At 68.1% G+C, this 21393-nt stretch carries 19 protein-coding genes; 9 read left to right on the forward strand and 10 right to left on the reverse strand.

The genetic code is table 11. The annotated features are described in order from the left end of the window. Positions 1-12 precede the first annotated feature (12 nt). From Ae717Ps2_RS30825 to Ae717Ps2_RS30840, 4 genes are read right to left on the reverse strand one after another with little or no spacing between them, the layout of a single operon-like run. Positions 13-1479, reverse strand: coding sequence for an FGGY-family carbohydrate kinase (locus Ae717Ps2_RS30825; RefSeq protein ID WP_075334543.1), 1467 nt, complete (start codon positions 1477-1479; stop codon positions 13-15). Beyond that, positions 1476-2174 carry a bifunctional 4-hydroxy-2-oxoglutarate aldolase/2-dehydro-3-deoxy-phosphogluconate aldolase gene (gene eda / locus Ae717Ps2_RS30830; protein WP_083702657.1) on the reverse strand — a complete coding sequence of 233 codons (699 nt, stop codon included), beginning with the start codon at positions 2172-2174 and terminating at the stop codon, positions 1476-1478. Before eda ends, Ae717Ps2_RS30825 begins: the two co-directional genes overlap by 4 nt. Before the next feature lie 5 nt (positions 2175-2179). Next, positions 2180-2905: an SDR family NAD(P)-dependent oxidoreductase gene (locus Ae717Ps2_RS30835; RefSeq protein ID WP_083702658.1), complete on the reverse strand. Its 726-nt coding sequence runs from the start codon at positions 2903-2905 to the stop codon at positions 2180-2182. Beyond that, positions 2902-3903 carry a zinc-binding dehydrogenase gene (locus Ae717Ps2_RS30840; RefSeq protein WP_158071585.1) on the reverse strand — a complete coding sequence of 334 codons (1002 nt, stop codon included), beginning with the start codon at positions 3901-3903 and terminating at the stop codon, positions 2902-2904. The genes Ae717Ps2_RS30835 and Ae717Ps2_RS30840 overlap by 4 nt, the downstream gene beginning before the upstream one ends. A gap of 690 nt (positions 3904-4593) precedes the next feature. Here Ae717Ps2_RS30840 and Ae717Ps2_RS30845 point away from each other — a divergent pair. After that, positions 4594-6018, forward strand: coding sequence for an Nramp family divalent metal transporter (locus Ae717Ps2_RS30845; protein ID WP_075334546.1), 1425 nt, complete (start codon positions 4594-4596; stop codon positions 6016-6018). Between the two features lie 79 nt (positions 6019-6097). After that, on the forward strand, positions 6098-7315 hold the full coding sequence (uxuA, locus tag Ae717Ps2_RS30850) for a mannonate dehydratase (RefSeq protein WP_075334547.1): 1218 nt from the start codon (positions 6098-6100) through the stop codon (positions 7313-7315). Between the two features lie 96 nt (positions 7316-7411). On the opposite strand, the gene Ae717Ps2_RS30855 is transcribed toward uxuA, so the two are convergent. From Ae717Ps2_RS30855 to Ae717Ps2_RS30865, 3 genes are all read right to left on the reverse strand, one after another. Beyond that, on the reverse strand, positions 7412-8122 hold the full coding sequence (locus Ae717Ps2_RS30855; protein ID WP_233147849.1) for a GntR family transcriptional regulator: 711 nt from the start codon (positions 8120-8122) through the stop codon (positions 7412-7414). 201 nt (positions 8123-8323) lie between these two features. Then, entirely contained in the window at positions 8324-8788 is a 465-nt protein-coding gene (locus Ae717Ps2_RS35650) for a transposase family protein (protein ID WP_233147850.1), read from the reverse strand. A 302-nt stretch (positions 8789-9090) separates the two neighbouring features. Beyond that, positions 9091-9660, reverse strand: a complete 570-nt coding sequence (locus tag Ae717Ps2_RS30865; RefSeq protein ID WP_075334548.1) for a TetR family transcriptional regulator — start codon at positions 9658-9660, stop codon at positions 9091-9093. A 128-nt stretch (positions 9661-9788) separates the two neighbouring features. Between Ae717Ps2_RS30865 and Ae717Ps2_RS30870 the strand changes: the two genes are divergently transcribed. Continuing rightward, complete coding sequence (locus Ae717Ps2_RS30870; RefSeq protein ID WP_075334549.1) at positions 9789-10811, forward strand: alcohol dehydrogenase catalytic domain-containing protein; 1023 nt, start codon at positions 9789-9791, stop codon at positions 10809-10811. 591 nt (positions 10812-11402) lie between these two features. Here Ae717Ps2_RS30870 and Ae717Ps2_RS30885 read toward each other — a convergent pair. Together Ae717Ps2_RS30885 and Ae717Ps2_RS30890 are read right to left on the reverse strand one after the other, a co-directional pair. Beyond that, complete coding sequence (locus Ae717Ps2_RS30885) at positions 11403-11990, reverse strand: cob(I)yrinic acid a,c-diamide adenosyltransferase (protein WP_075334552.1); 588 nt, start codon at positions 11988-11990, stop codon at positions 11403-11405. Between the two features lie 367 nt (positions 11991-12357). Further along, the gene (locus tag Ae717Ps2_RS30890) at positions 12358-13872 is read right to left on the reverse strand and encodes a xylulokinase (protein WP_075334553.1); all 1515 of its coding nucleotides are present in this window, start codon (positions 13870-13872) and stop codon (positions 12358-12360) included. Positions 13873-14608: 736 nt separating this feature from the next. Between Ae717Ps2_RS30890 and Ae717Ps2_RS30895 the strand changes: the two genes are divergently transcribed. The 3 genes from Ae717Ps2_RS30895 (at position 14609) to Ae717Ps2_RS30905 (ending at position 17315) form a co-directional block, all read left to right on the forward strand. Continuing rightward, positions 14609-15337: an SDR family oxidoreductase gene (locus tag Ae717Ps2_RS30895; RefSeq protein WP_075334554.1), complete on the forward strand. Its 729-nt coding sequence runs from the start codon at positions 14609-14611 to the stop codon at positions 15335-15337. A gap of 207 nt (positions 15338-15544) precedes the next feature. Beyond that, a complete protein-coding gene (locus Ae717Ps2_RS30900) occupies positions 15545-16264 on the forward strand; it encodes an SDR family oxidoreductase (RefSeq protein ID WP_075334639.1) in 720 nt (239 codons plus the stop codon). Positions 16265-16331: 67 nt separating this feature from the next. Continuing rightward, positions 16332-17315, forward strand: a complete 984-nt coding sequence (locus Ae717Ps2_RS30905; RefSeq protein ID WP_075334555.1) for a LacI family DNA-binding transcriptional regulator — start codon at positions 16332-16334, stop codon at positions 17313-17315. Positions 17316-17345: 30 nt separating this feature from the next. Here Ae717Ps2_RS30905 and Ae717Ps2_RS30910 read toward each other — a convergent pair whose 3' ends face one another. Continuing rightward, positions 17346-18644, reverse strand: coding sequence for an HAD-IA family hydrolase (locus Ae717Ps2_RS30910; protein ID WP_369804890.1), 1299 nt, complete (start codon positions 18642-18644; stop codon positions 17346-17348). A 29-nt stretch (positions 18645-18673) separates the two neighbouring features. Between Ae717Ps2_RS30910 and Ae717Ps2_RS30920 the strand changes: the two genes are divergently transcribed. The 3 genes from Ae717Ps2_RS30920 (at position 18674) to Ae717Ps2_RS37595 (ending at position 21300) form a co-directional block, all read left to right on the forward strand. Continuing rightward, on the forward strand, positions 18674-20017 hold the full coding sequence (locus Ae717Ps2_RS30920) for an L-fuculokinase (RefSeq protein ID WP_075334556.1): 1344 nt from the start codon (positions 18674-18676) through the stop codon (positions 20015-20017). Between the two features lie 44 nt (positions 20018-20061). Continuing rightward, a complete protein-coding gene (locus tag Ae717Ps2_RS30925) occupies positions 20062-20946 on the forward strand; it encodes a tagatose-bisphosphate aldolase (protein ID WP_075334557.1) in 885 nt (294 codons plus the stop codon). 180 nt (positions 20947-21126) lie between these two features. Further along, positions 21127-21300 (forward strand): hypothetical protein, encoded by a 174-nt coding sequence (locus Ae717Ps2_RS37595; RefSeq protein WP_158071586.1) that lies wholly within the window; start codon positions 21127-21129, stop codon positions 21298-21300. The last annotated feature ends 93 nt before the right edge of the window (positions 21301-21393 follow it).

Consider the following 21393-nt stretch of genomic DNA (forward strand, 5'->3'; position numbering starts at 1 on the left):
GGGTGGGCGCTCCTACAGCGTCAGCTGCGAGAGCCGCTGTGACGACGAGACCGCGATGCGGGCCGCCGCTCGATACTGGTCGAGCCATCGGTCTGATGCCCGGTCCGAACCCGTCGACACGTGTTCACTCGATGTCGATTCGAGGTCCCGGGCCTGGGCGAGGACACCTCCATGGTGTGCGGCCATCCCCAGCATGGCGGCGCCGACGGCTGTAGCGTCGGGGGCGTCGAGCATGTGGAGTGGTCTGCCAAGCGCTTCAACGCGGGCAGAGCGCCACGGCTCCGCGGCCGCCCCACGACCGGAGATCCGGATGTCCTCGACGCATCGGCCGCTTCGCGTCTCCGCGGTGGACAGGACGTCGCGCTCGCTGAGGCAGACGCCGCTGACCACCGATCTGGCCAGGGCGGCGGCGTCGTCTTCGATCGAGAGGCCCAGAAACACACCACGGGCGTCGGGGCGCCATACCGGTGCACGCTCGCCGGCAAGGTAGGGTACGAACAGCGGCAGTGAGGCGTTGTGGGGGTGGCGAGCAGCCATCTCAAGGACCTCTCGCGGCTCGCGTTGCAGGACTCCGGCCAACCAGTCGACCGATGCCCCGGCCGACTGGGTCGGGCCGTAGCAGACGGTCATGGGCGCGCAACTGCTGGGAATGACCAGCAGCTCGCTGGCCTCGGGGGCAGGGTCGTTGGTCGATAACCCGACGATGCTCGAGGTCCCGGCCAGCACGAATCCGCTTGGCTTGTCGAAGGCGCCGGCGGCCAGCATGGTCGCCATCGCGTCCGACCAGCCGACCGACACCAGCGTGCCGGCGCGGAGGCCGAGGCGTCGGCGTGCGTCGTGGCTGACCTCGCCGCGGGCTTGTCCACCGTCCGCGGCGGGGGGAACCACCTCGGCAGGCCATCCGACTGCGCCGAGGACGGATGTGGCCGGGTCGCCGGTGAGGGTGTTCCGTAGGCCTTTCAACGACCATGGATCGGACACGGGCGATCCCGTGAGCGTTAGGCCCACGAAATCCTTGGGCTGCAGCACCCATCGCGTCCGGCGGACCACGTCGGGCTCGTGACGGGACAGCCAGAGCAGTTTCGCCGGCTCGAAGGCGGGTGACCAGGGGAGTGCCGTGCCGAGCAGCTCGGCCGATGGCCCGAGCTTGTCGGCGAGGAGGGCCGCCTCGGCAACGGCTCTGCGGTCTTGCCAGGTCATGGCGGGTCGGACCGGTGTGCCTGCGGAGTCCACGAGGACTGTTGTCGGGGTCTGGCCGGTCAGGCCGATCCCCTTGACGCGCTCGCCACCACAGCGATCGATCGCCGCTTCCACGGCGTCGAGGTAGCGCGACGGATCCTGCTCGACCCCGCCCTCAGCTGTCTCCCAGGACGGGTAGGCCTCGGTATGGCGGAACTGAATCTTTCCTGCGTCGTCGATCCCGACTGCCTTGAGTGACGAGGTGCCCAGGTCGAGGCCGAGCCACAGAGCCCCGGTCACGGCTGGACTACCGTGGTTCGTGCTTGCCCGACCTGTCGTGCGGTGTCGGCGGCGAGGGCTGTGATGCGGTCGAATGCTCGTCCGGCGAGCAGGTCAGGCTTGACCAGCCAGCTACCACCACATGCCGCGACTGCCGGGATACGGAGGTAGTCGGGGAGCAATGCCGGTGTGATGCTTCCGGACGGGACGAAGGACAGGTCCGGGTACACGTCCGCGAGGATGGTGAGGGTGCGGGCACCGCCCAGTGCTTCTGCGGGGAAGAACTTCACTGCCTGCAGCCCCAGGCTTCGTGCGGTCTGGATCTCGGTCGGGGTGGCGACCCCGGGAAGAACCTCGATCCCCCGTGCGTGACTCTGTTCCACCAGGGCCGGGTCCAAGCCGGGGGTCACCACGAGGTCTACGCCGGCGTCCGCGACGGCGGCGAGTTGGTCGATGGTGAGCACCGTCCCGGCTGCGAGGAGAATGTCGGGCCGGGCCTGCCTGACGGCACGGAGCGCCTCGATCGCGCTCGGGGTCCGGAGTGTGATCTCCATACACGGGATGGAGCCGGCGCTCAGTGCCGCGGCGAGCGGGACTGCGTCCGCGGCGTCGTGGAGGGTGATGATCGGTACGGCACCGATCTGGCGCGCGCGTCCAACCGCGCTGCCTGTGTCTTGCGCGCCGTCGCCGGAGCGGATCTCGGTCTGGTTCGTCATAGGGTCTAGACCTCCGCGTGCCGCAGCCAGCCGCCGTCCACCCGGAGGGTCTCCCCGGTGATGAACGAGCTGTCCTCGGAGAGCAGGAACAGGGCGGCTCGGGTGATGTCGTCGACCTCGCCGAGTCGGCCGAGCGGGGTGCGCCGTTCCAGCGACGCTCCGTCGAGTGCACCCCGCGCGATCATGTCGGTCGAGGCTTGTGTGGCGATGAATCCAGGGGCGATGCAGTTGACCCTGATCCGGGGGGCCAGCTCCACGGCGGCCACAGCGGTGAGCTGTTCGACCGCGGCTTTGGCCGCGGCGTATGCGGTGCGGCCTGGTGCGGCAGCCCTGGCGTGGATCGATGCCATGTTGACCACGGCGCCGGGTCCCCGGGAGTGGCGCGCGAAGCCTCGCAGTGCCAGATAGGTGCTGAACAGGCTCGACTGCACACAGTCGTGCCAGACGGCCGGGTCCGAATCTGTCAGCGGGGCGTTGTTCCGGACCCCCGCGAAGTTCACGAGCAGGGCCCGGTTGCGGAGGTCGTCGCTGCGGTCCTGGAAGAACGCTTCGACCTGGGCGGGGTCGGTCGCGTCGCAGCCCACCTGCTCCCAGGGGGTCGGCTCGGGGCTCCCGGCGCGCGAGAGCGCCACGGTACGGACGCCGGACTGGTGCAGTGCCGCTGCGACTGCGGCGCCCAGCCCGCGAGACCCTCCCACCACCACAGCGAACGCCCCATCGAGGCCGCTCATGCGTCGAACTCCACGAGCACCTTGAGCGCCCCGCTGCCCGGGCGGGCGAGCTCGTCGTAGGCAGCCTCGACCTGATCGGGAGCGAAGCGGTGGGTGACCAGCTCTGCGAGGACGTCCGGGCGCGCGGCCAGCGTCTCGATCGCCAGGGGGAAGGTACCGGCGCTGTTCCTGCTGCCGGTCAGTGTCAGTTCTTTGCGCGTCATCTCGATGACCGGGACGGTGAAGTCGCCGGCGCCCTGCCCGACCACCACGATCCGGCCACCGAATCGGGCAAGACCATGAGCACCGCTCAGTACCGACGGGATACCGGTCGCCTCGAAGACAACGTCTGCTCCAGACGGTGCTGCACCGGCGAGCGCGGCGTCGCGGTCCTCGGGGGCGACCGCCATGCCGAGCCCGAGACGGTCGACACGTGCTCGTCGTTCGACCGAGGGCTCGACCAGGATCACCGACTGTGGGTGGCGACGTTGCAAGCATAGTGCGATCGCCAGCCCGATGACGCCGGCACCGAGGACGACGACGGTGTCACCGGCGACGGTTCCCGATCGTTCCACCGCGTGCGCTGCGACCGCGACCGGCTCGGCCAGTGCCCAGGCGGCTGGGCTCTCGGTGTGCGGGACCGGGTGCACTTTGCACGTTCGGGCCACGACGTATCCCGCCAGCGATCCCGCCTTCTGCACGCCGAGTACCTGGAGGTTCTCGCACCGGTTGTAGGCCCCGCGGAGGCACTCACCGCAACGTCGGCACTCCGCCGTCGGTTCGACCGCCACGAGTGACCCGACAAGCCCCTCGGCTTCCCCGGGCCCGACCTGCTCGATCCGGCCGACAGTCTCGTGCCCTTGAACGAGTGGGTAGTTCGAGTACGGATGGTCACCGTGGAACAGGTGCACATCCGATCCACAGATTCCGGTAGCCACCGTACGGACGAGGACCTCGCCCGCCGCGGGCTCGGGTACCTGCCGCTCCTGGAGCGCGATCACGCGCGGCGCGGTCGTCACCACGGCACGTGCGGTTGTACTGGCCGTCAGCATTGGCGTCCGTTCCCCGGCCGACGACGTCTGCATCCCAGTGTTGCCAGGTGTCCATCGTCGGCCGGCATTCGTAGTCTCCCGGCGGCGGTCCCGCGCCGGAGTGTGCCCAGACCCTGAGCACCGACCTCCCACTCCGAGGAAGCTCCCGAGCTCGGCCCAGGTCGGCCTCGCCGAGCGCATCAGCAGGCCGGCCGTCATTGATTCCACGCTCGACAGCATGCATACTAGCACTGCACGTCACGTATGTATATCACTGAGGAGGTGTGGCCGAGGACGTCCTTCCCGCCATCGCCTTCGGCGTCGGCTCTGCCAGCACGTGTGGGCGTGCTTGTCGTTTCCGGTCGAGGCCGGCACCAGGCTTGTCGTGCACGCCATCGCTAGAGTTCGAGGCCTCCTGCCGCGACAGCGGTGCATGGGCTGGGGCTCTTCTAAGCTCGCGCTGTGCGGGATTCCCGGTAGACCGCGTCACGCTGCTCTCGGCGCAGACTCGGCAGGCATCCGATCCGCTCGAGGGACCGCACTGCCGAAGATCAGGCGCCTGTCCGCAATCGCAGTCGCCACGATGACCGGAACGACTCGAGTCAACACCGGCGCCCGGCGCGCTGGACGTTCGAGGCATCATCTGTCACTGCTCGCCAACCACTCAGAGGAGCCAACGTGGCCTCTTCGTCAGACTCGACCGAAGCTGTCTCCGGTTCCGACCGGTCATCGCTGTTCGGGCCCGAGAACCCGTATGTTCTCAATCCGGCCAATGTCCGAACCCCACCGCGTGGCTGGCGTCCCAGCCTGCGCTTTCTCGGGCCGGGGATGGTCACCAGCGCCGCCGTCGTCGGTTCCGGTGAACTGATCACTGCCACCACGCTCGGCGCCCAGGTCGGCTTTATCCTACTGTGGCTGGTGATCGTCTCCACTTTTGTCAAGGTCGCCGTTCAGATCGAGATCGCTCGCTGGTCCATCTCGACCGGCCGGCCGGCCATCGACGGCTACGACCAGGTACCGCCGCGCATCTTCGGTAGGGGTTGGATTTCGTACCTCTCGGTGCTGATGTTCTTGCAGGTCATCACCAGCCAGGCTGGAGTCATCAGTGCGGCCGGACTGGCGCTGTCGATTCTGATGCCCATCGACGGTGATCCGACGTCGATGGTGTCGATCGGATTCTGGGCGGCCGTCATGGTTATCGTCGCCATCGTCATCCACATCGCGAACAGGTACGACATCGTCGAGCGCTTCTCAACAGCCCTCGTCGGGCTCGTCACGGTGTCTGCGATCGCCCTGGTTTTCGCGCTCCAGGCTACCCCGTTTGCCTGGAGCGGCGCGGACATGGCTGGGGGCATGCAGTTCCAGATTGCCGCTGGGGCGATGGGGGTCGCGCTGGCGATGTTCGGCTTGACCGGAGTCGGAGCGGGAGAAGTCACGGCCTACAGCTACTGGTGCGTCGAGAAGGGGTACGCCAGCTGGACTGGGCCGAATGACGGCTCCGACGAGTGGGCCGAGCGCGCGCGTGGCTGGGTCTCGGTCATGAAAAAGGATGCGTGGGTCTCGTGGGTGATGTACACGCTGGCGACGGCGGCGTTCTACGTCCTCGGGGCGGCCGTCCTCAACCCGCAGGGCCTGGTCCCGAGCGGCACCGACGTTCTCACGACGATCTCCCGCATCTTCTCCGACACGGTCGGGGCGTGGGCGGGAACACTGTTCCTGGTGTTCGCGGCGGTGACCCTGTTCAAGACCATCCTCGCCAACATGCCGGCCACGAGCCGGCAGATCACCAACGCGGCCGCGGTTCTCGGGCTGCTCGACTGGTACGACCCCGTCGCGCGTGACCGCTGGATCCGCACTCTGCTCATCGCTCTTCCGGTCACCTGGATGGCGCTCGGGGTGATCGTGAGCTCACCGCTCGCGCTGGTCATCATCGGCGGGATCCTCAACGCGCTCTACCTGCTCGCCGTCGGGATCGCCGCGCTCTACCTCCGATTCCGAGTGACCGATCGTCGCATCGTGGACGGGCCGGTGTCCACGGGCTATCTCGTGATCTCGGCTGCGGCAATCGTCGCGGTCGGCCTAATCTCGCTCATCAGCGGATGACAATACCGCGACGCGAATACACCTCGGGGGCAACAACCCGGAACCGATCTGTTCCAAATACGACAAGGAGTGGCAGCACGTGAAACACAGCTGGCGTTGGTTCGGTCCGAGCGACCCCGTGACACTCGCCGAAATTCGTCAGACCGGAGCGACCGATATTGTCTCAGCCCTCCACCATCTCCCGAACGGCGAGGTGTGGCCGGTCGAAGAGATCGCGGCTCGTCGGTCGGAGATCGAGGCCGCCGGTCTGACCTGGAGTGTCGTCGAGAGCGTGCCGATCCACGAAGAGATCAAACGCGGAGGACCTCTCCGAGACAAATACATCGACGCCTACACGCAGACACTCAGGAATCTCGCCGAGTGTCACCTACAGGTGGTCTGCTACAATTTCCTGCCGATCCTGGACTGGGTACGGACCGACCTCGGCTTCGAGCTGACGGATGGCAGTTGGGCACTTCGTTACACGCATGCAGAGTTCGTTGCGTTCGACATCTTCATCCTTCAACGTCCGGACGCCGAGAAGGACTACGCGGCGGACGACGTTGCCAGCGCGCGCGAGTTCTTCGCCAACGCTGATGAGGGCAGAGTCGCCGAGTTGGAGCGCACGATCCTCGGGGGACTCCCGGGCTCCGAAGAGACCTACTCACTCGAATCTCTACGCGATACAATTGAAACGTACAAGGGTATCGACGACTCGATCTATCGGCAGAATCTCAGCTACTTCCTTCACCGCGTAGTGCCCGTGGCGGAGCAGGTCGATATTCGACTGGGTATGCATGCAGACGATCCGCCGTGGCCCCTGCTCGGGCTGCCGCGCATCGTCTCGTCCCGCGATGACATCGCCTGGCTGCTCGCCGAGGTACCGAGCCCGGCCAACGGTCTCACGTTCTGTGCAGGATCGATCGGTGAACGACTCGACAACGATGTGGTGGCGATGGCGCGCGAATTCGCGGATCGCGTCCACTTCGCGCACCTCAGATCAACTAGCCGCTGGGAGGGATCCGGCCCCTATGATTTCTACGAGGCCGATCATATTAGTGGTGGCACCGACATCGTCGGGGTCGTGAGGGAGCTCGTCGCTGAGGAGTACCAGCGAGAGTCCCGAGGCGGGTCGGAAATCTTCGTACGCCCGGACCACGGCCACCAGATTCTTGACGACAAGGGACGGGTGACCCGGCCCGGCTACCCGCTCATCGGTCGCCTCAAGGGACTGTCGGAGCTGCGCGGCGTCGAAGCGGGAGTTCGTGCCATGCTGGGAACTCGCAGCGACGAGTCGTCCCGGGCGGCGTCCGCATGACCTGATGGGGCACCTGGGGCTCGGCGGGCAGGCCGGCAGCGCCGCCGAGCCCTGGGCGTGTGCGTACGTGCGCCTCGATCTGTCGACGATCCCGTGTCAGTCCCACACCGCAACAACGCGTCGCGTAGGGGTGGCATTCACGCCGTTGGTGAAGAAGTCGGGGAAGGTCTCGCGGAGCCGGTCGATCTGATCATAGATCCCCCTCAGATGTGCCCGGAGACGGTCTCGCGCCTCCCCCAGATCATGAGCGACGACCGCGTCGAAGATCTCCTGGTGCTCACGGGCGATGCTGGCGATCGGTTTCGCTTCCGGAAGCCCAAGCCGTCTCGCCCGGTCGAGGTGCCCCTTGGCCGCGGCCACTGTCGGCCACACCGCGCCGCGCCCCGCCAGGGCGAGCAGGCCCTGATGGAAATCCTCGTCGAGCCGGAAGGATTCGTCAGGACTATCTGTGCCGTGCTGTTGCTCCAGGTTCCACTGCAGGAGTTGCACGAGCTCAACATCGAGGGTATCAGGAATCTCCTGCAGGGACGCCAGTTCCACGGCCTCTCTCACGAACTGCGCGTCACCAACTTTGCGCGGATCGATTCGAGAAACGAACGACCCGATCTTGGGATAGATCGATGCCAAGCCCTCGTCGACAAGCAGGATCAGACCCTCCCGGACCGGCGTCCTGCTAACACCCAGACTTGCGGCGATCTCCTTCTCCGAGATCGCTTCGCCTGGTTTCAGTTTCAACGAGATGATCTGCTGGCGAAGTGAGTCGTAGACCTTGTCCCGACCGCTTCGGCGAATTGACTCTGACACCACACGACAAGGATAGTCGACGCAGGGCGCGCGCGTCTGCGGGTGAGCGCCCGACGATCTGCGACGCTGGCACCCATCGTTCCCTGTGAGCCGAATGCGGGCCAGGGGATTCGCCGCGGCGTGAGGGATGAGCGGGTGAGGTGCAGGCACGGCACGGGCAACATCCCCTCGGGCGGACTCGGCAATGAGCCTTTGCCAACCTGATCATGCGCTGGCGATCATGAGGGTCTGAACTGCGGCGATGAGCTGCCCCGCGGTGTTGGGGCTGGTTCGGATCTTGCGCAGGATCCTCCAGTTCTTCAGCTCGGCGTTGACTCGCTCGCCCGGGTCGCGGTGGCGGGCGTGGGCTGCGTTCACGTCCTCCCGGTTCCGCGACAGGCATCGATAGCGGCCGGTGTCGGGGTCCTTGCGGCGGCGGCGCTGCGGGACCGTGGCGGTGAATCCGGTGCCTTGGTAGGCGGTATCGGCGGCTGCGGGGCGCAGGCCATACCGACCCAGTCGATGAGCAGCAGGGTTCCGTCGAGGATCACGAACGCCCTCTGGCGAGCGACCTCGATCGCCTGTTCCAGGGTGGGTGCCTTCGCGGCGAGGAGATCGGGCCATAACTTTCTGCAGGGTCGGGGCAAGGGCGGCGAGCAGCTCGGTGGCTTCGGTGACGTAGCGGAACACACCGTGGTCGTGCCGATGTCGCACCCGGCGGCGAGCTCGGCGTAGGTCTCGGCTTTGCGCAGGTGGGCGAGCACTAGCATCGCCTGCTCGATCACCGGCGGACAGCCGCCGCCAGCGGTTCCGACCTTGGCCCGGCGGCTGCGGAGCCCGTCGGCGAGGGTGATGGGGGCGTGCAACCGAATCACCTGGTCAGGCGTGTCGGTCTAGTCAATCGCCCGTCTACCACGAGCTTCACTCATTCAGGTCACGCCACGCCGCAACACGCCGTGCCCCCGCCTGACCAGGTGGAAGGGCTGTACAGCTCATCCCGCGATGGCGCGCACTGCGGCGACGAGCGCGGACCGGTGGCTGGCGATCCGTGCAGCTGAGCCGTCGGGTTCAGCCGCAAGGCCCCGGAGGGCCGGAGAAGCGTTCGCCCACGACGTCGCGATCGAGACGGTAAACGCCAGCACGTCGGCGGCGTCGCAGATGTTGCCGATCACCCCGACCTCCTGCGCCGCGGCGACCGCGGCGACCTTGGGGCGGTACTCCTCGATCTCTTCGCTCCCGACCTCGGATCGCTCGAGCTGCGCCCAGACCGTCAGACGCAGCGTCTGCGGATGGTCGAGGAGGTAGTCGAACATGCGTCCTGCGTAGTCGCCGAGGTCGTCGGCGGTGAAAGGGACGGCGGCGACCAGCTCTCGAAGGGCGTAGGCGACGACGATGTCGAAGAGTTCCTCCTTGTTGCCGAAGTGGGAGTAGATGGAGCGCTTGTTCGCCGACGCCGAGTCGGCGATCCGGTCGACCCGCGCGCCGGCGAGGCCGTGCTGGGCGAATTCGAGCACGCCCGCGTCGAGGATGCGGGCTTTTGTGGCGCTCGCGTCGGGTGGCATACCACGAGTCTATCGGAGAAGGTAACTATCCAGTTGTTGACGGACGGAGTGTCGTCAACTAGCGTGAAACGAACCAGATAGTTACATACGAGGGTCCGGCACGCCGAACCCGAGACAGGAGGTGCGCCATGAAGGCGATCGTGATGACGGGAGCGAACAAGCCCTGGGAGGTCCAGGAGGTCCCAACACCCGCGGCCGAGCCGGGGCAGGTGCTGGTCAAAGTCCACGCATCGGGGATGTGCTACACCGACGTGTGGGCCACCCAGGGCGCTGGCGGGGACATCTACCCCCAGACCCCGGGCCACGAGGTCGTCGGTGAGATCGTCGAGGTGGGTGCCGGCGTGCACGGCCGCGAGATCGGCGACCGGGTCGGCACCACCTGGGTGCAGCAGGCGTGCGGCCGCTGCGACTACTGCCGCCAGTACCTGCCACTGACCGGCCAGACTGCGATGAACTGTCCCACCGCGCGCACCACAGGCTTCGCGGCACAGGGCGGTCACGCGGAGTACATCGCGATCGCAGCCGAGGGCACGGTGCTGCTGCCCGATGGGCTCGACTACGTCGACGCCGCCCCGATGATGTGCGCCGGTTACACCACGTGGAGCGGCATCCGCGACGCGAACCTGCAGCCGGGCGAGCGGATCGCCGTCATCGGCATCGGCGGACTGGGACACGTTGCTATTCAGCTGGCCAAGGCGTCAGGCTTCGAGACCGTCGCGATCACGCATTCGCCCGACAAGCACGACCTGACCAAGGAGCTGGGGGCCGATCATGTGGTCTCCAACGGCCAGGAGCTTGCCGACCTGGGCGGTGCCGACGTTCTGCTGGTCACCACCAACGCCTTCGACGCCGCAGAAGAGGCGATGGTTGGTCTGCGGCCGAGCGGGCGGGTGGTCCTGAGCGGGCTGGACTTCACCCAGCCGTTCGAGATCTCGTCGGAGGGCGTGCCGTTCCACATGATGCGCCAGCAGGTCATCGGGTCCACTCACGGCGGCCAGCACTACCTGAGCGAGGTCTTGGACCTTGCCGGCAAGGGCAGGGTCAAGCCGATCGCCGAGACCTTCACTCTCGACCAGGCCAAGGAGGCCTTCGGCCGGCTCTCCACGGGCAAGATGCGCTTCCGCGGCGTGTTCACTCCCCAGAAGGCCTGATCACCGGGATCACGCGCGGCTGCGCCAGCCCGTCAATGTCGGCGGGCCGGGGCAGCGTGGCCAGTGCGAGATCCCCGGGGTCCTTCCTCCACACCCCTCCCGCCCGATCGCGCCACACGCACTTCAGGGACAGGAACGCCATGTTCGAGTCGCAGCATCTCTGCATCGATGCCCTCCGAGAGGCGAACGTGAAGGTCGTTGCGGACAACGGCTACCGCGGATCGGGGTGCGAGGTCCCGCGACGTCGGCGCCCGAAGGATCCCGAGACCGGCGAACGGCGCAAGCTCTCCGGCAACCAGAAGGCGGTCAACTCCGCGCACGCCCGTCAGCGTGGTCCGGCGCGCGAGCCAACGCCCAGCTCAAAGCCTGGCGCGTGCTCCGCAAGATCTGCTGCACGCCCGCCGCCGAGCGACCGACCTGGTCAAAGCCGTCTTGGTGCTCGTCCACGCCGGTTGAGGCCAAGTGGAAAGAGCTCAATGCTGGCGTGGTCCCGGCGCGCTGTGCGTCGTCTCGCATCGGGTCGATGCGGGACGGACTGGCCCTCGGGGAGGGCACCCGGCGGGGAGCACTGGGCCGCTCGGCCTGAGCGGGTCAGACGATGGCGTCCGGCTCCACTCCCCCGGGCCGCCACAGCACGTCGCCGTCCGGGTTTGCCAGGCGCCCGAGGATGAACAGCAGGTCCGAGAGCCGGTTGAGGTACTGGGCGGTGAGCGGGTTGGTGTGTTCGGGATCGAGGTCCAGCAGCGCCCACACCGATCGCTCCGCGCGACGGGTAACGGTCCGCGCGACGTGCAGGTACGCTGCTCCGGCCGTCCCGCCGGGCAGGACGAAGGAGCCCAGCTTGGGTAACCGCGGGTTGAACCCGTCGCACCAGCCCTCCAGGCGCATCACATAGGATTCCGTGACACGCAGGGGCGGGTACTCCGGCTCGGGGACGACCGGGGTGCACAGGTCGGCGCCGACGTCGAAGAGATCGTTCTGGATCTGACGTAGCGGGGTGGCCACGTCCTCGGCGAGCCCGCCGAGGGTGACCGCGACACCCACCGCGGAGTTGGCCTCGTCGGTGTCCGCGTAGGCGGCCAGCCGTGGGTCGGTCTTGCCTACCCGGCTGAAGTCGCCCAAAGCCGTCGTACCAGAATCACCGGTCTTCGTGCAAATCCGTGTCAGGTGGACTGCCATGAGCGGACGATACGAATCGTGTCGAGCCACCGGGTCGAGCCACCGGTGAGCGGGACTCGTCGTCCGGACAGCTGACGTTTCGGGGGGCCTCTGGGATGACCAAGCCGCGGTGAGTTCGGATCGGGCCGGTGACAATGAGGCAGGGCAAAGCCGAGGCTTGACAAGCCCTCAGCGTCTCCGGGCCAAGCTCATCATGATCCCTGCTGTGGCCATGTTGATTCCGGTCGAGGCATCGGTAGATCAAGTTGCCAAGCAGGGTGCTGAAGGCCTCCGGAGGCTCGATGCTGCCGCTCGATCGTGAGTGCTCGTTTCCTTGCTGCTCGCCCAGTCGGAGGAGGAGATGGCTGCAGGCAGATGCGTCGGTCGGTCAGTCTCCGGTCTGCGCTCCGGGCATGATCGCGCTGGCGCGGGGCAGCGCGCGGGCCTGATCTCGATACCTCGTGTAGCGGACGCTGTAGATTTCGGAGTTCGTTGATTCCGGCTCGACGGCTGGAGCCACCGGTGCTGAGTGCCGCTCCCGACCTGCCGCTCCGTGGGCGGTCTCGGCCGCTTGCGCCGCCAGTATCGCCGCGCCCAGCCCGGAGGCCGCTGCGACATCGACGGGATGGAGCGGGCGGGCGACCGCGTCAGCCAGCATCTGGCGCCACCTTGGATCGGTTGTACCGCCTCCGGCCAACCACAGCTCTGACAGCGGAGGGCCCGTGGCCAGGATGGCGTCGAGGATGTCGCGTGCGGCGAAGCCGACCCCTTCGAGGGCTGCGCGCAGGAGGTGTTCCCGGTCGTGCTGGGGAGCGAGACCGATCCAGGCTCCGCGCATATCTGGGTCGAGATGAGGCGTGCGCTCGCCGTGCAGGTGGGGCAGAAAGTACGGGTCGTGTTCCCGAGGTGGTCGTGCCGCTACGTCGTAGAGCTCCTGCCATGACGCGTTGAGCGTGCGGCAGACCCAGGCAAGGGTGGAGCCGCCGTTGAGACCGGCGCCCATCGCGTACCAGCCCTTCGGCGTCGCCGCTCGGAACAGGTGCGTGTTCGGTGTGACGGGCAGGTGCTCCGGCAGGGCCGGAACGGACCGAACGACCTGCACGCCCGTCCCGATGGTCAGCTGAACGGCACTCGAGTGCGCGAGTCCGGAGCCGAGCGCGGCGGCGGCGGTGTCGGCGGCTCCTGCGACGACCGGGAGCCCGGGTGGCAGTTCCAGTAGGTGGGCAGCGTCCGAGGTCAATTCGCCGGCGGGATGTGCCGAGTCGGGGAGCACCGGGGGCAACCTGGCAGGATCCAGTCCCAATGCTTCCACGATCTCTGTCGACCAGTCGTCTGCCGGGATGTTGTAGAGCAAAGTGGCCGAGGCATCGCTGGGTTCGGTGGCGAACCGGCCGGTGAGCTGGGCGCGCAGCCAGTCTTTGGGCTGCAGCGCCCAGCGGGTCGCGGAGAGCGCATCGGGTTCGTGGGTGTTGAGCCAGGCCAACATCGGGCCGGGCATTCCGGGACTGAGCGGGTTCGCCAACTGCGCTCGGACACGCTCGGGCAGGTTCCGGTAGGTGGCCAGTTCCCGCACAGCGCGCGCATCGGACCAGAGCATCGCGTGACGGATCGGTCGTCCGTCGGCCTTGGCAAGCACGAGTCCGTGCATCTGCCCCGAGAGTCCGATCGCCACCGGCCGGGCACCCACTTCCGCGACCGCCGTGCGGACCGCCGCCGCTGTAGCCGACAGCCACGCCTCGGGGTCGGTCTCCGACCAGCCCGGGCGGGGGGCCAGCACCGGATAGGGAACGGCTGCATGGCCGATGACCGTTCCGTCCAGGCCTGTGACGATCGCCTTGACGGAGCTGGTGCCCAGGTCGATGCCGAGCGAAGCCGGCTGGCCCGAACCCGTCGATCGCACCATGGTGTCCCCTCCTGCTGTCCTGTTGGTCAGTCAATGCGCATGGCTGTCGGTCGGCTGCGCCTCGGGCCGGATGGAGCTCGTCCCGGGGTGATCACGATCTTGTGTGCGACAGAGTCGGCTCTGCGCGCCTTGGGTCCGTCGACGTGAACATGGTGGCGCCGACACGGGTCAGCGGAATGCACATCTGCCTTACGGCGACAGATTCGGTGGCCTCGATTACCGTGCCGTAGCCGTCGCCGCGCGGGCAGGCCGGCCTTCATGTCTCTCCTCCGGAGCGATCACGGAGGCGACCGCGACGCCGACATCACCACTGTCCACGGTGACAGACGGGCTCGGGCGCCTCGCCGTATCGCAGCACCGTAGAGCATTCCGGATCTCATGTCACCGCTGTCACGAGGCCGCGCCTGGACCGTTCTGTCACCGGTGACACTCGCGTCGATCCCGGCCCGACTGTGCGGCGATCACCGACCGGCGCCCCTTCTCCTCGACTTGTCCGAGGGCGCGAGGACGCGTCGTGCAGCCAAGGCATCCCCGGCGGCCGCCACCGGACGGCGTGGGATCGTGCCCGCGTATGTCACCGGAAGACATACCGCGACTCTGACACCGGTGACAACTCGCCGGTCCACGGCTACGCTGATCGAGCTCACCCATCCGCCACGGAGCAGATCGACCGTTGCCCTTTTGATCGCACGGTGCCTGCTCGGTGGGACCTGTCATCTCGACGAGGAGAAGCACCGTGTACGACCTCACCGGACGGACGATCCTGGTCACGGGGGCCAGCGGCGGCATCGGCGGCACCACAGTGCGCCATCTAGCCAAGACTGGCGCCGATGTCATTGCGAGCGGCCGGTCACAGGAGGCGCTCGACGAGCTCGCGGCTGAGACCGGCGCACGCACGCTCACCTTCGACCTGACCTCCGAGGACAGCGTTCGTGCGGCTCTGGGCGACCTCGACCTGTGGGGAGTGGTGAACTGCGGCGGTTTCGGCGGTGAGATCGCCACCCCGCAGGAGACCGACATCTCGGTGTTCGACCAGGTGATCAGCATCAATGCCCGTGGGGCGCTGCTGGTCACGAAGTACGCGGCGCGCACGATGGAACGTCTCGGCCAGGGCGGCTCGATTGTCAACGTGTCCAGCCAGGCCGGTCTGGTGGCCCTGCACGGCCACGTGTCCTACGGGTCCTCCAAGGCTGCGCTCGACAACATCACGCGCGTGTCGGCACTCGAACTGGGCAAGCTCGGGGTACGCGTCAACAGCGTGAACCCGACCGTGGTGATGACGCCGATGTCGGCCTGGTACTGGGGGCGGCCCGACGTCGAGGGCCCGTTCCTGGAGGCCATGCCGCTGGGCCGGTGGGCCACCGAGGACGAGATCGCCGCGCCGATCGTGTTCCTGCTCAGCGATGCGGCGTCGATGATCAGTGGTGTGTCGCTGCCCATCGACGGCGGCTACAGCTGCCGCTGACGCCGTGTACTCTTCGCGCCGCTTCGGGAAGCGACCCCACCTGCGTCGCTCGAACGATCGCCCTTGTCCTCGCGCGCACGCCAGCCGGGGTGTCACCGATGACATCGGTGTGCTGTGCGGCTTACAGTTGCAGCGATAGCAGCAGCGCAGGGCCTCGGCGGTGCCAGGTGCTTCGCCGCAGAGATCGTGCTGGAGGAGCTCGTGAGCATGCTGAAGGGGCGTCGAATCCTGGTGACCGGGGCCGGCGGCGGCATCGGTGGAGCCACCGTGCGCCTGCTGGCAGAGGCCGGGGCCGAGGTCGTCGCCGCGGACCGCACAGACCAGAGCGTGGCCTGTGCAGTGACCGACTTCGGCGCCGAAGCGTTGACGTTCGATCTCGGTAGTGAGGAGTCCGTGCGCGGGGCGGTGGGTGATCTCGAGCTGGACGGCCTGGTCAACTGTGCCGGCTACGGCGGGGAGATCTCCGAGCTCGTCACGTCTGACATCACGGCCTTCGATCGGGCGGTCAGCGTGAACGCCCGGGGAGCGTTGCTCGTGACAAAGCACGCTGCCGGGTCGATGATCCGCCGCGGCGGGGGCGCCGTGGTCAATGTGTCCAGCCAGGCCTCGCTGGTCGCTCTGCACGGTCACGTCACCTACGCACCCTCCAAGTCGGCTCTCGACGCGATCACCCGGATCGCGGCACTCGAGCTCGGCCCCCACGGGATCCGGGTCAACAGTGTTCATCCGACCGTGGTGATGACCGAGATGTCGGCGTCGTACTGGGGGCGCCCGGAAATAGGCGGTCCGTATCTGGCCGACATGCCGTTGGGTCGCTGGGCCACCGTTGATGACATCGCCGGGCCGATCGTGTTCCTGCTCGGCGACGGCGCCTCCATGATCAGTGGTGTCTGCCTGCCCGTGGACGGGGGCTACACCGCACGGTGAGCCATGCTGGGTCAACCGGGCGCCATGCACGCCCTGTAGCTTTCGTCGGAAGGTCAGGCTAGCCCCCATGACGACCATGCGAGACGTCGCCGCCCGTGCCCGGGTCAGCGCGAAGACGGTCTCCCGCGTGTTCAACGGCGAAGTGCACGTCCTGCCCGAGACGCGGGCCCGTGTCGAGGCGGCCATGCGTGAGCTCGACTACGTGCCGAACTCGGTCGCGACGACCTTTCGCAACGGCCGTGCCCCCGTGATCGGGGTGGTCGTGCCCGATCTGCTCGATCCGTTCTTCGCGGCAGTGGCCGAGTCGGTGAACCGGGTAGCGATGGAGAACCGGATGTCCACGGTCGTGACCAGCGTGGGCGACCAAGCCGAGCATGAACGCGACGTCGTCGAACGCCTGCTGGGGAACTCGTTGAGCGGCCTGGTGATCACACCGGTGGCGACCGACAACTCCTACCTGACGCGCTGGCGCCATCGGCTGCCGATCGTGTTCGTCGACCGGGGCCCCTCTGGGGTGAGCGCCGACTCGTTCATCGAGGACGACGAGGGCGGCACGCGCACGGCCGTGGAGCACCTGATCGAGCACGGCCACGACCGGATCGCGTTCCTCGGGGACGAAGCTGCCATCCCGACCAGCCGCAACCGGCTCATCGGCTATCGGGGGGTACTGACCGAACACGGACTACCCGAACCCGAGGGATATGTGGTGTTGGGCGTCGTGGACCAGGACGGTGCGGCTTCTGCCCTTGCCGGCCTCGACGCACTCGACGAGCCGCCGACGGCGATCGTCTCCTCCAACGCTCGGATCACCATGTCGCTGGTCCCGTCTCTACGAGACCAGCGGTTCGCCGTCGTGGGGTTCGGAGATTTCCCGATGGCAGACATGGTGACCCCGGCGATCACCGTCATCGACCAGGATCCGGCACTGCTCGGCGAGCACGCCGCGCGCCGGGTGTTCGATCGCCTGGCCCATCCACGGCGACGATTCCGCCGGCGAACCGTGTTGCCGGTAGGGCTGATCGAGCGCGACTCCTGCCGGCGCCCGGGCTGATCCCGGGGCCCTTCGGCGCGCCGAGGCGCCTCAGCGCGATGGCTGCGTCCGCGGCTCTGCTGGGGAGAGGTGCAATCCGGCACTGGTGCTCGTGATCTGGATCCGGTCTAGGCCGTCCACGATCAGGTCCGCCGCGGCCAGCGCGTCGGGTTCCACCGTGCCGAGGACACCGATGACGCTGCAGCCGGCGGCCCGGGCAGCAGCCACCCCGGCCGGTGCGTCCTCCACGACCAGACAGCGAGCGGGATCGACGTCGAGCCTGGCGGCAGCGCAGAGATAGGGTTCCGGATCCGGCTTACCCCGCCTCACGTCGTCGGCAGTGACCAACACCGCAGGGACGTCGATTCTCACAGCAGAGAGTCGGGCGGCGGCGATCCGACGGGTCCCCGAGGTGACGACGGCTCGGCGCTGCGCGGGCAGACCGGCGACGAACTCGCGCGCACCGGGTACCGGCTCGACCCCCGTGGCGTCGGCGACCTCGATGTCCTCGATCCGCTGCAACGCGGCCGCGACCCGATCCGGGGCAAGCAACCGCTCGACCAGAGCCCGCGCCGGGCGGCCGTGGTTGCTCTCCACCGCTGCCGCAGAGATGCCCAGTTCCTCGGCGAAACGACCCCAGCACCGCAGCACCGACGCCGTGGAATCGGCGAGCACGCCGTCCAGGTCACAGAGCACCGCGTCGAAGTTCCGGCCGAGGACGGTCGAGCCCGGATCGATCTCGTTACGCCTGCCCAACGCGCGCAGGACGCGAAACCCCTGCTGGGCAGGGGTAAGTTCGGCGTCGATCGGGACATGCTGCACTGCTGGCGGGACCGGGCGCCCGGTATCGGTGCGATGAGCATCGCGGGCCTGCCCGCGGTGTGCTCGGCGCCGGGCGAACAGCTCAGGGTCACCTCGAAGATAGATCATCTCCAGCTCGACGGGGCTCACCGCCCTCACCAGGTCCGCCCACGCCGAGCCTCCGGCGAGCTCGGCCGTGAACGGGGCGACGAGCACTGCGCCGCCGGCGGTCGCGACCACCTCCGCCGCGGTCGCGTACAGGGCCGCGTAGCGCGCGGTCCGGACGACGCCGTCGTGGGGCGGGGCCAGCCAGTGATTCTCGAAGACCGTTTCCCGTAGCTGGTCGAGCAGGGGCACGGTCAGAGTGTCGAGGTCGAGCATCGGCAGAGCGAGCTCCTCGGCCACGTGTCTGGCCAGGGTGCTCTTGCCACTTCCAGCCTCACCGGAGACTGCTATCGCGAGCCGCTCTGCTTGACAACGCGATGTCATGGACTCAACGATAGCCCAGTAAGTCACCGGTGTCATGCAGCTCCATGACACCGGCGTCATCAGTGGTGATGCGGGGAGGGATCCGGGCGATGAGTGACCGGCTGGTGGCGGGGATCGATCTGGGCAGCACGGCGATCAAACTGCTCGTCCTCGACGAGGACGGGAACGAGATCGTCCTGGAAGAGATCCCGACGCCCTGGAGGTCCGGCCCCGGAGGCAGCAGTGATCTCCCCGTCGAGGGGTTGATCGACGTTCTGAACCGCCTGGTGGCTGGTGCCACCCGTCGCCTGGCCGCGATCACCGACCGAGCGATCGAGGCGATCGCCATCTCCGGGATGGGCGAGAGCGGCGTGCTGCTCGACCCCGACCGCGTCCCGGTCGCCCCGGTCTTTGCGTGGTTCGACCCGCGGGGCGGCGAGCAGGCCGCTGCCTTTCCCTCCGAGATCCGAACGTCGTTCGCCGGGCGGACCGGGCTGCCGCTCAGTGCACAGGTGACGGTGGCCAAGCTGGCGCACCTGCGCGACGGAGGGGTCGCACTGGCGGGACACCGTTGGCTGAACCTTCCCGAGTTCGTCGCGACGCTGCTGGGCGCCCGGCAGACCGCCGAGCTCTCGTTGACCTCCCGGACCGGCCTGCTCGACCAGGACACCGGCCAAGCCTGGGACGCGATGCTCGACGAGATCGGGGCCGACCGGGACCTGCTGGCGCCTCTGGAACCGGCCGGCATCGACCTCGGGGTGGTCGCCGCCACGTTCGGAAGCGGGATCGCCGGCGCCCGGATCGCTGTCGCCGGGCACGATCACCTGGTCGCAGCCGAAGCCGGCGGCGCGCTGGCCCCCGACCACTACTACGTCTCGATGGGCACCGCCGAGGTGCTGCTGCGGGTCGTGGATGCACCGCTGGGTTACGCCGCGCGGACCCGGCTGGCCGACTACCTGATCAACGAGGTGCGTCACGTGGTGCCCGGAAAGCACGTGCTCGTCGCCGGGGTCAAGACCGGCCTGTTGTTGCGCCGGGTCCTGCAGACCTGCGGGATCACCGACCGGGACGGAAGGGACCGGCTCGACGCCTCGGTCTGCGAGCGGCCCCCCGAGGGCACGTTGCCTGCGGGTGGGCTGACCGTCTCCGGGGCCCGCAACGACGACGGAGCACTCGCCCTCACCGTCCAGACCGACGGCGTCGACCCCGCCGAGCTGTTCAGCGCGGTCCTGCGTCACAGCAACGACGAGATCGAACGACTCATCGCCGCCCTCGATGCCGAGCTCCCCCCGGCCCGCTCGACCACCCTCACCGGCGGGTGGGCCGGGATGAACAGCGTCCGCAGGGCCCGGGCACTGATCCTGCCCGCACTCACGGTCTCCCCACATGCCCAGGAGACCGCCTTCGGGGCTGCACGCACTGCGGCCCGCCTGCTGCCCGCACCGGCTCGCTGAGCCCCGTGACGACCCACTCGACCACCAGACCAGGAGGATCCTCTGTGAACGACCTGAGCACACCGGAGCGCCGCGGCCTATCCACCATCTCCACCCCGGGCGGGCGCATGCTGATCGTCGCCGCCGACCAGCGCAACGGGATGAAGGCGGTCATGACCGACGCCCCACACGGCACGGAGAACATCAGCCGCGAGGAACTCGCCGACGCGAAGGCCGACCTCGTCCGGTTCCTCGCCAACCAGGCTCCGGCGATCCTGCTCGACCCCGAGGTCGCCCTGCCGGGCGTCGTCGACGACGGTGTCCTGGCCCGCGACACCGCGCTCGTGGTCGGGATGGACGCGTCAGGATTCCGGACCGACGAGGGCCTGCGCTACACCCAGTTCGTACCGGGTGTCACCGCACGTCGGGTCCGCGAGCTCGGCGGTGATGTCGCGAAGATGCTGTTCTACACCCGCCCCGACAAGCAGGGACCGGACTCCGATGTCGCCGAGCAGATCCGCGACGTGGTGCGCGAGTGCTCCGAGGAGGGTCTGCTGCTGATCGTCGAGCTGCTGACCTACCGGCTCGACGAGGAGTCCGAGCACGACTACGCCGCCGCGTTTCCGACGCTGGTCGCCGACGGCGCCAAGCTCGCCGTCGACTGCGGCGCGAAGGTTCTCAAGCTGCAGTATCCGGGCTCGGCCGAGGCCTGCGCAGTGGTGACCGAGGCCACCGGCGGTGTGCCGTGGGCGGTGCTCTCGGCCGGGGTCGACCACGAGACCTTCGTCGGGCAGGTGGCCACGGCCGTGGCCAACGGGGCGCGGGGCGCGATGGCGGGACGGTCGCTGTGGAAGGACAGCCTGTCGATCTCGACCGAGGTCCGGGAGAAGCTCCTGACCAGCCGTGCGCTGCCGCGCCTGCGTGAGCTCGAGGCCGTCGTCGACGGCTGACCTTGACAGAACTTGCGGCGCGGCGCCGGGTTCGACCCTGGCCGTTCGTTCAACCAAGTCTTGACGTCACCGGTGTCATGGGTCGACGATGACACCGGCGTCATACTCCGTCGCCGATCGACCGGCTCTTCCTCACCGTGGAGGATTCCTGTGCTTGTTCCAGGCCCCTCGTCCCGCTCTGTGCATCGGGCCGGTCCGATCATCGCCCTGGTCGCGGTGCTCGCACTCGTGCTCTCCGGGTGCGCCGGTGCCGGGACACTCGGTCTTCCCGCCGACGCCCGCGTGGTGACGATCGCGATCGTCTCCAACCCCCAGATGCAGGACGCGATCCGACTAAGAGGTCGCGCGGATTGATCACAGCTGGGTCGCGGCCGGGTGTCGATGGTGAGGGGCGGGCACGGGCCTGTCGATCATGAAGTTGTTGACTCTTCGTGATCGTCTGGAGGC

Origin of the sequence: Pseudonocardia sp. Ae717_Ps2, from assembly GCF_001932475.1 — a bacterium.
In the GTDB taxonomy this organism is placed as follows: Bacteria; Actinomycetota; Actinomycetes; order Mycobacteriales; family Pseudonocardiaceae; genus Pseudonocardia.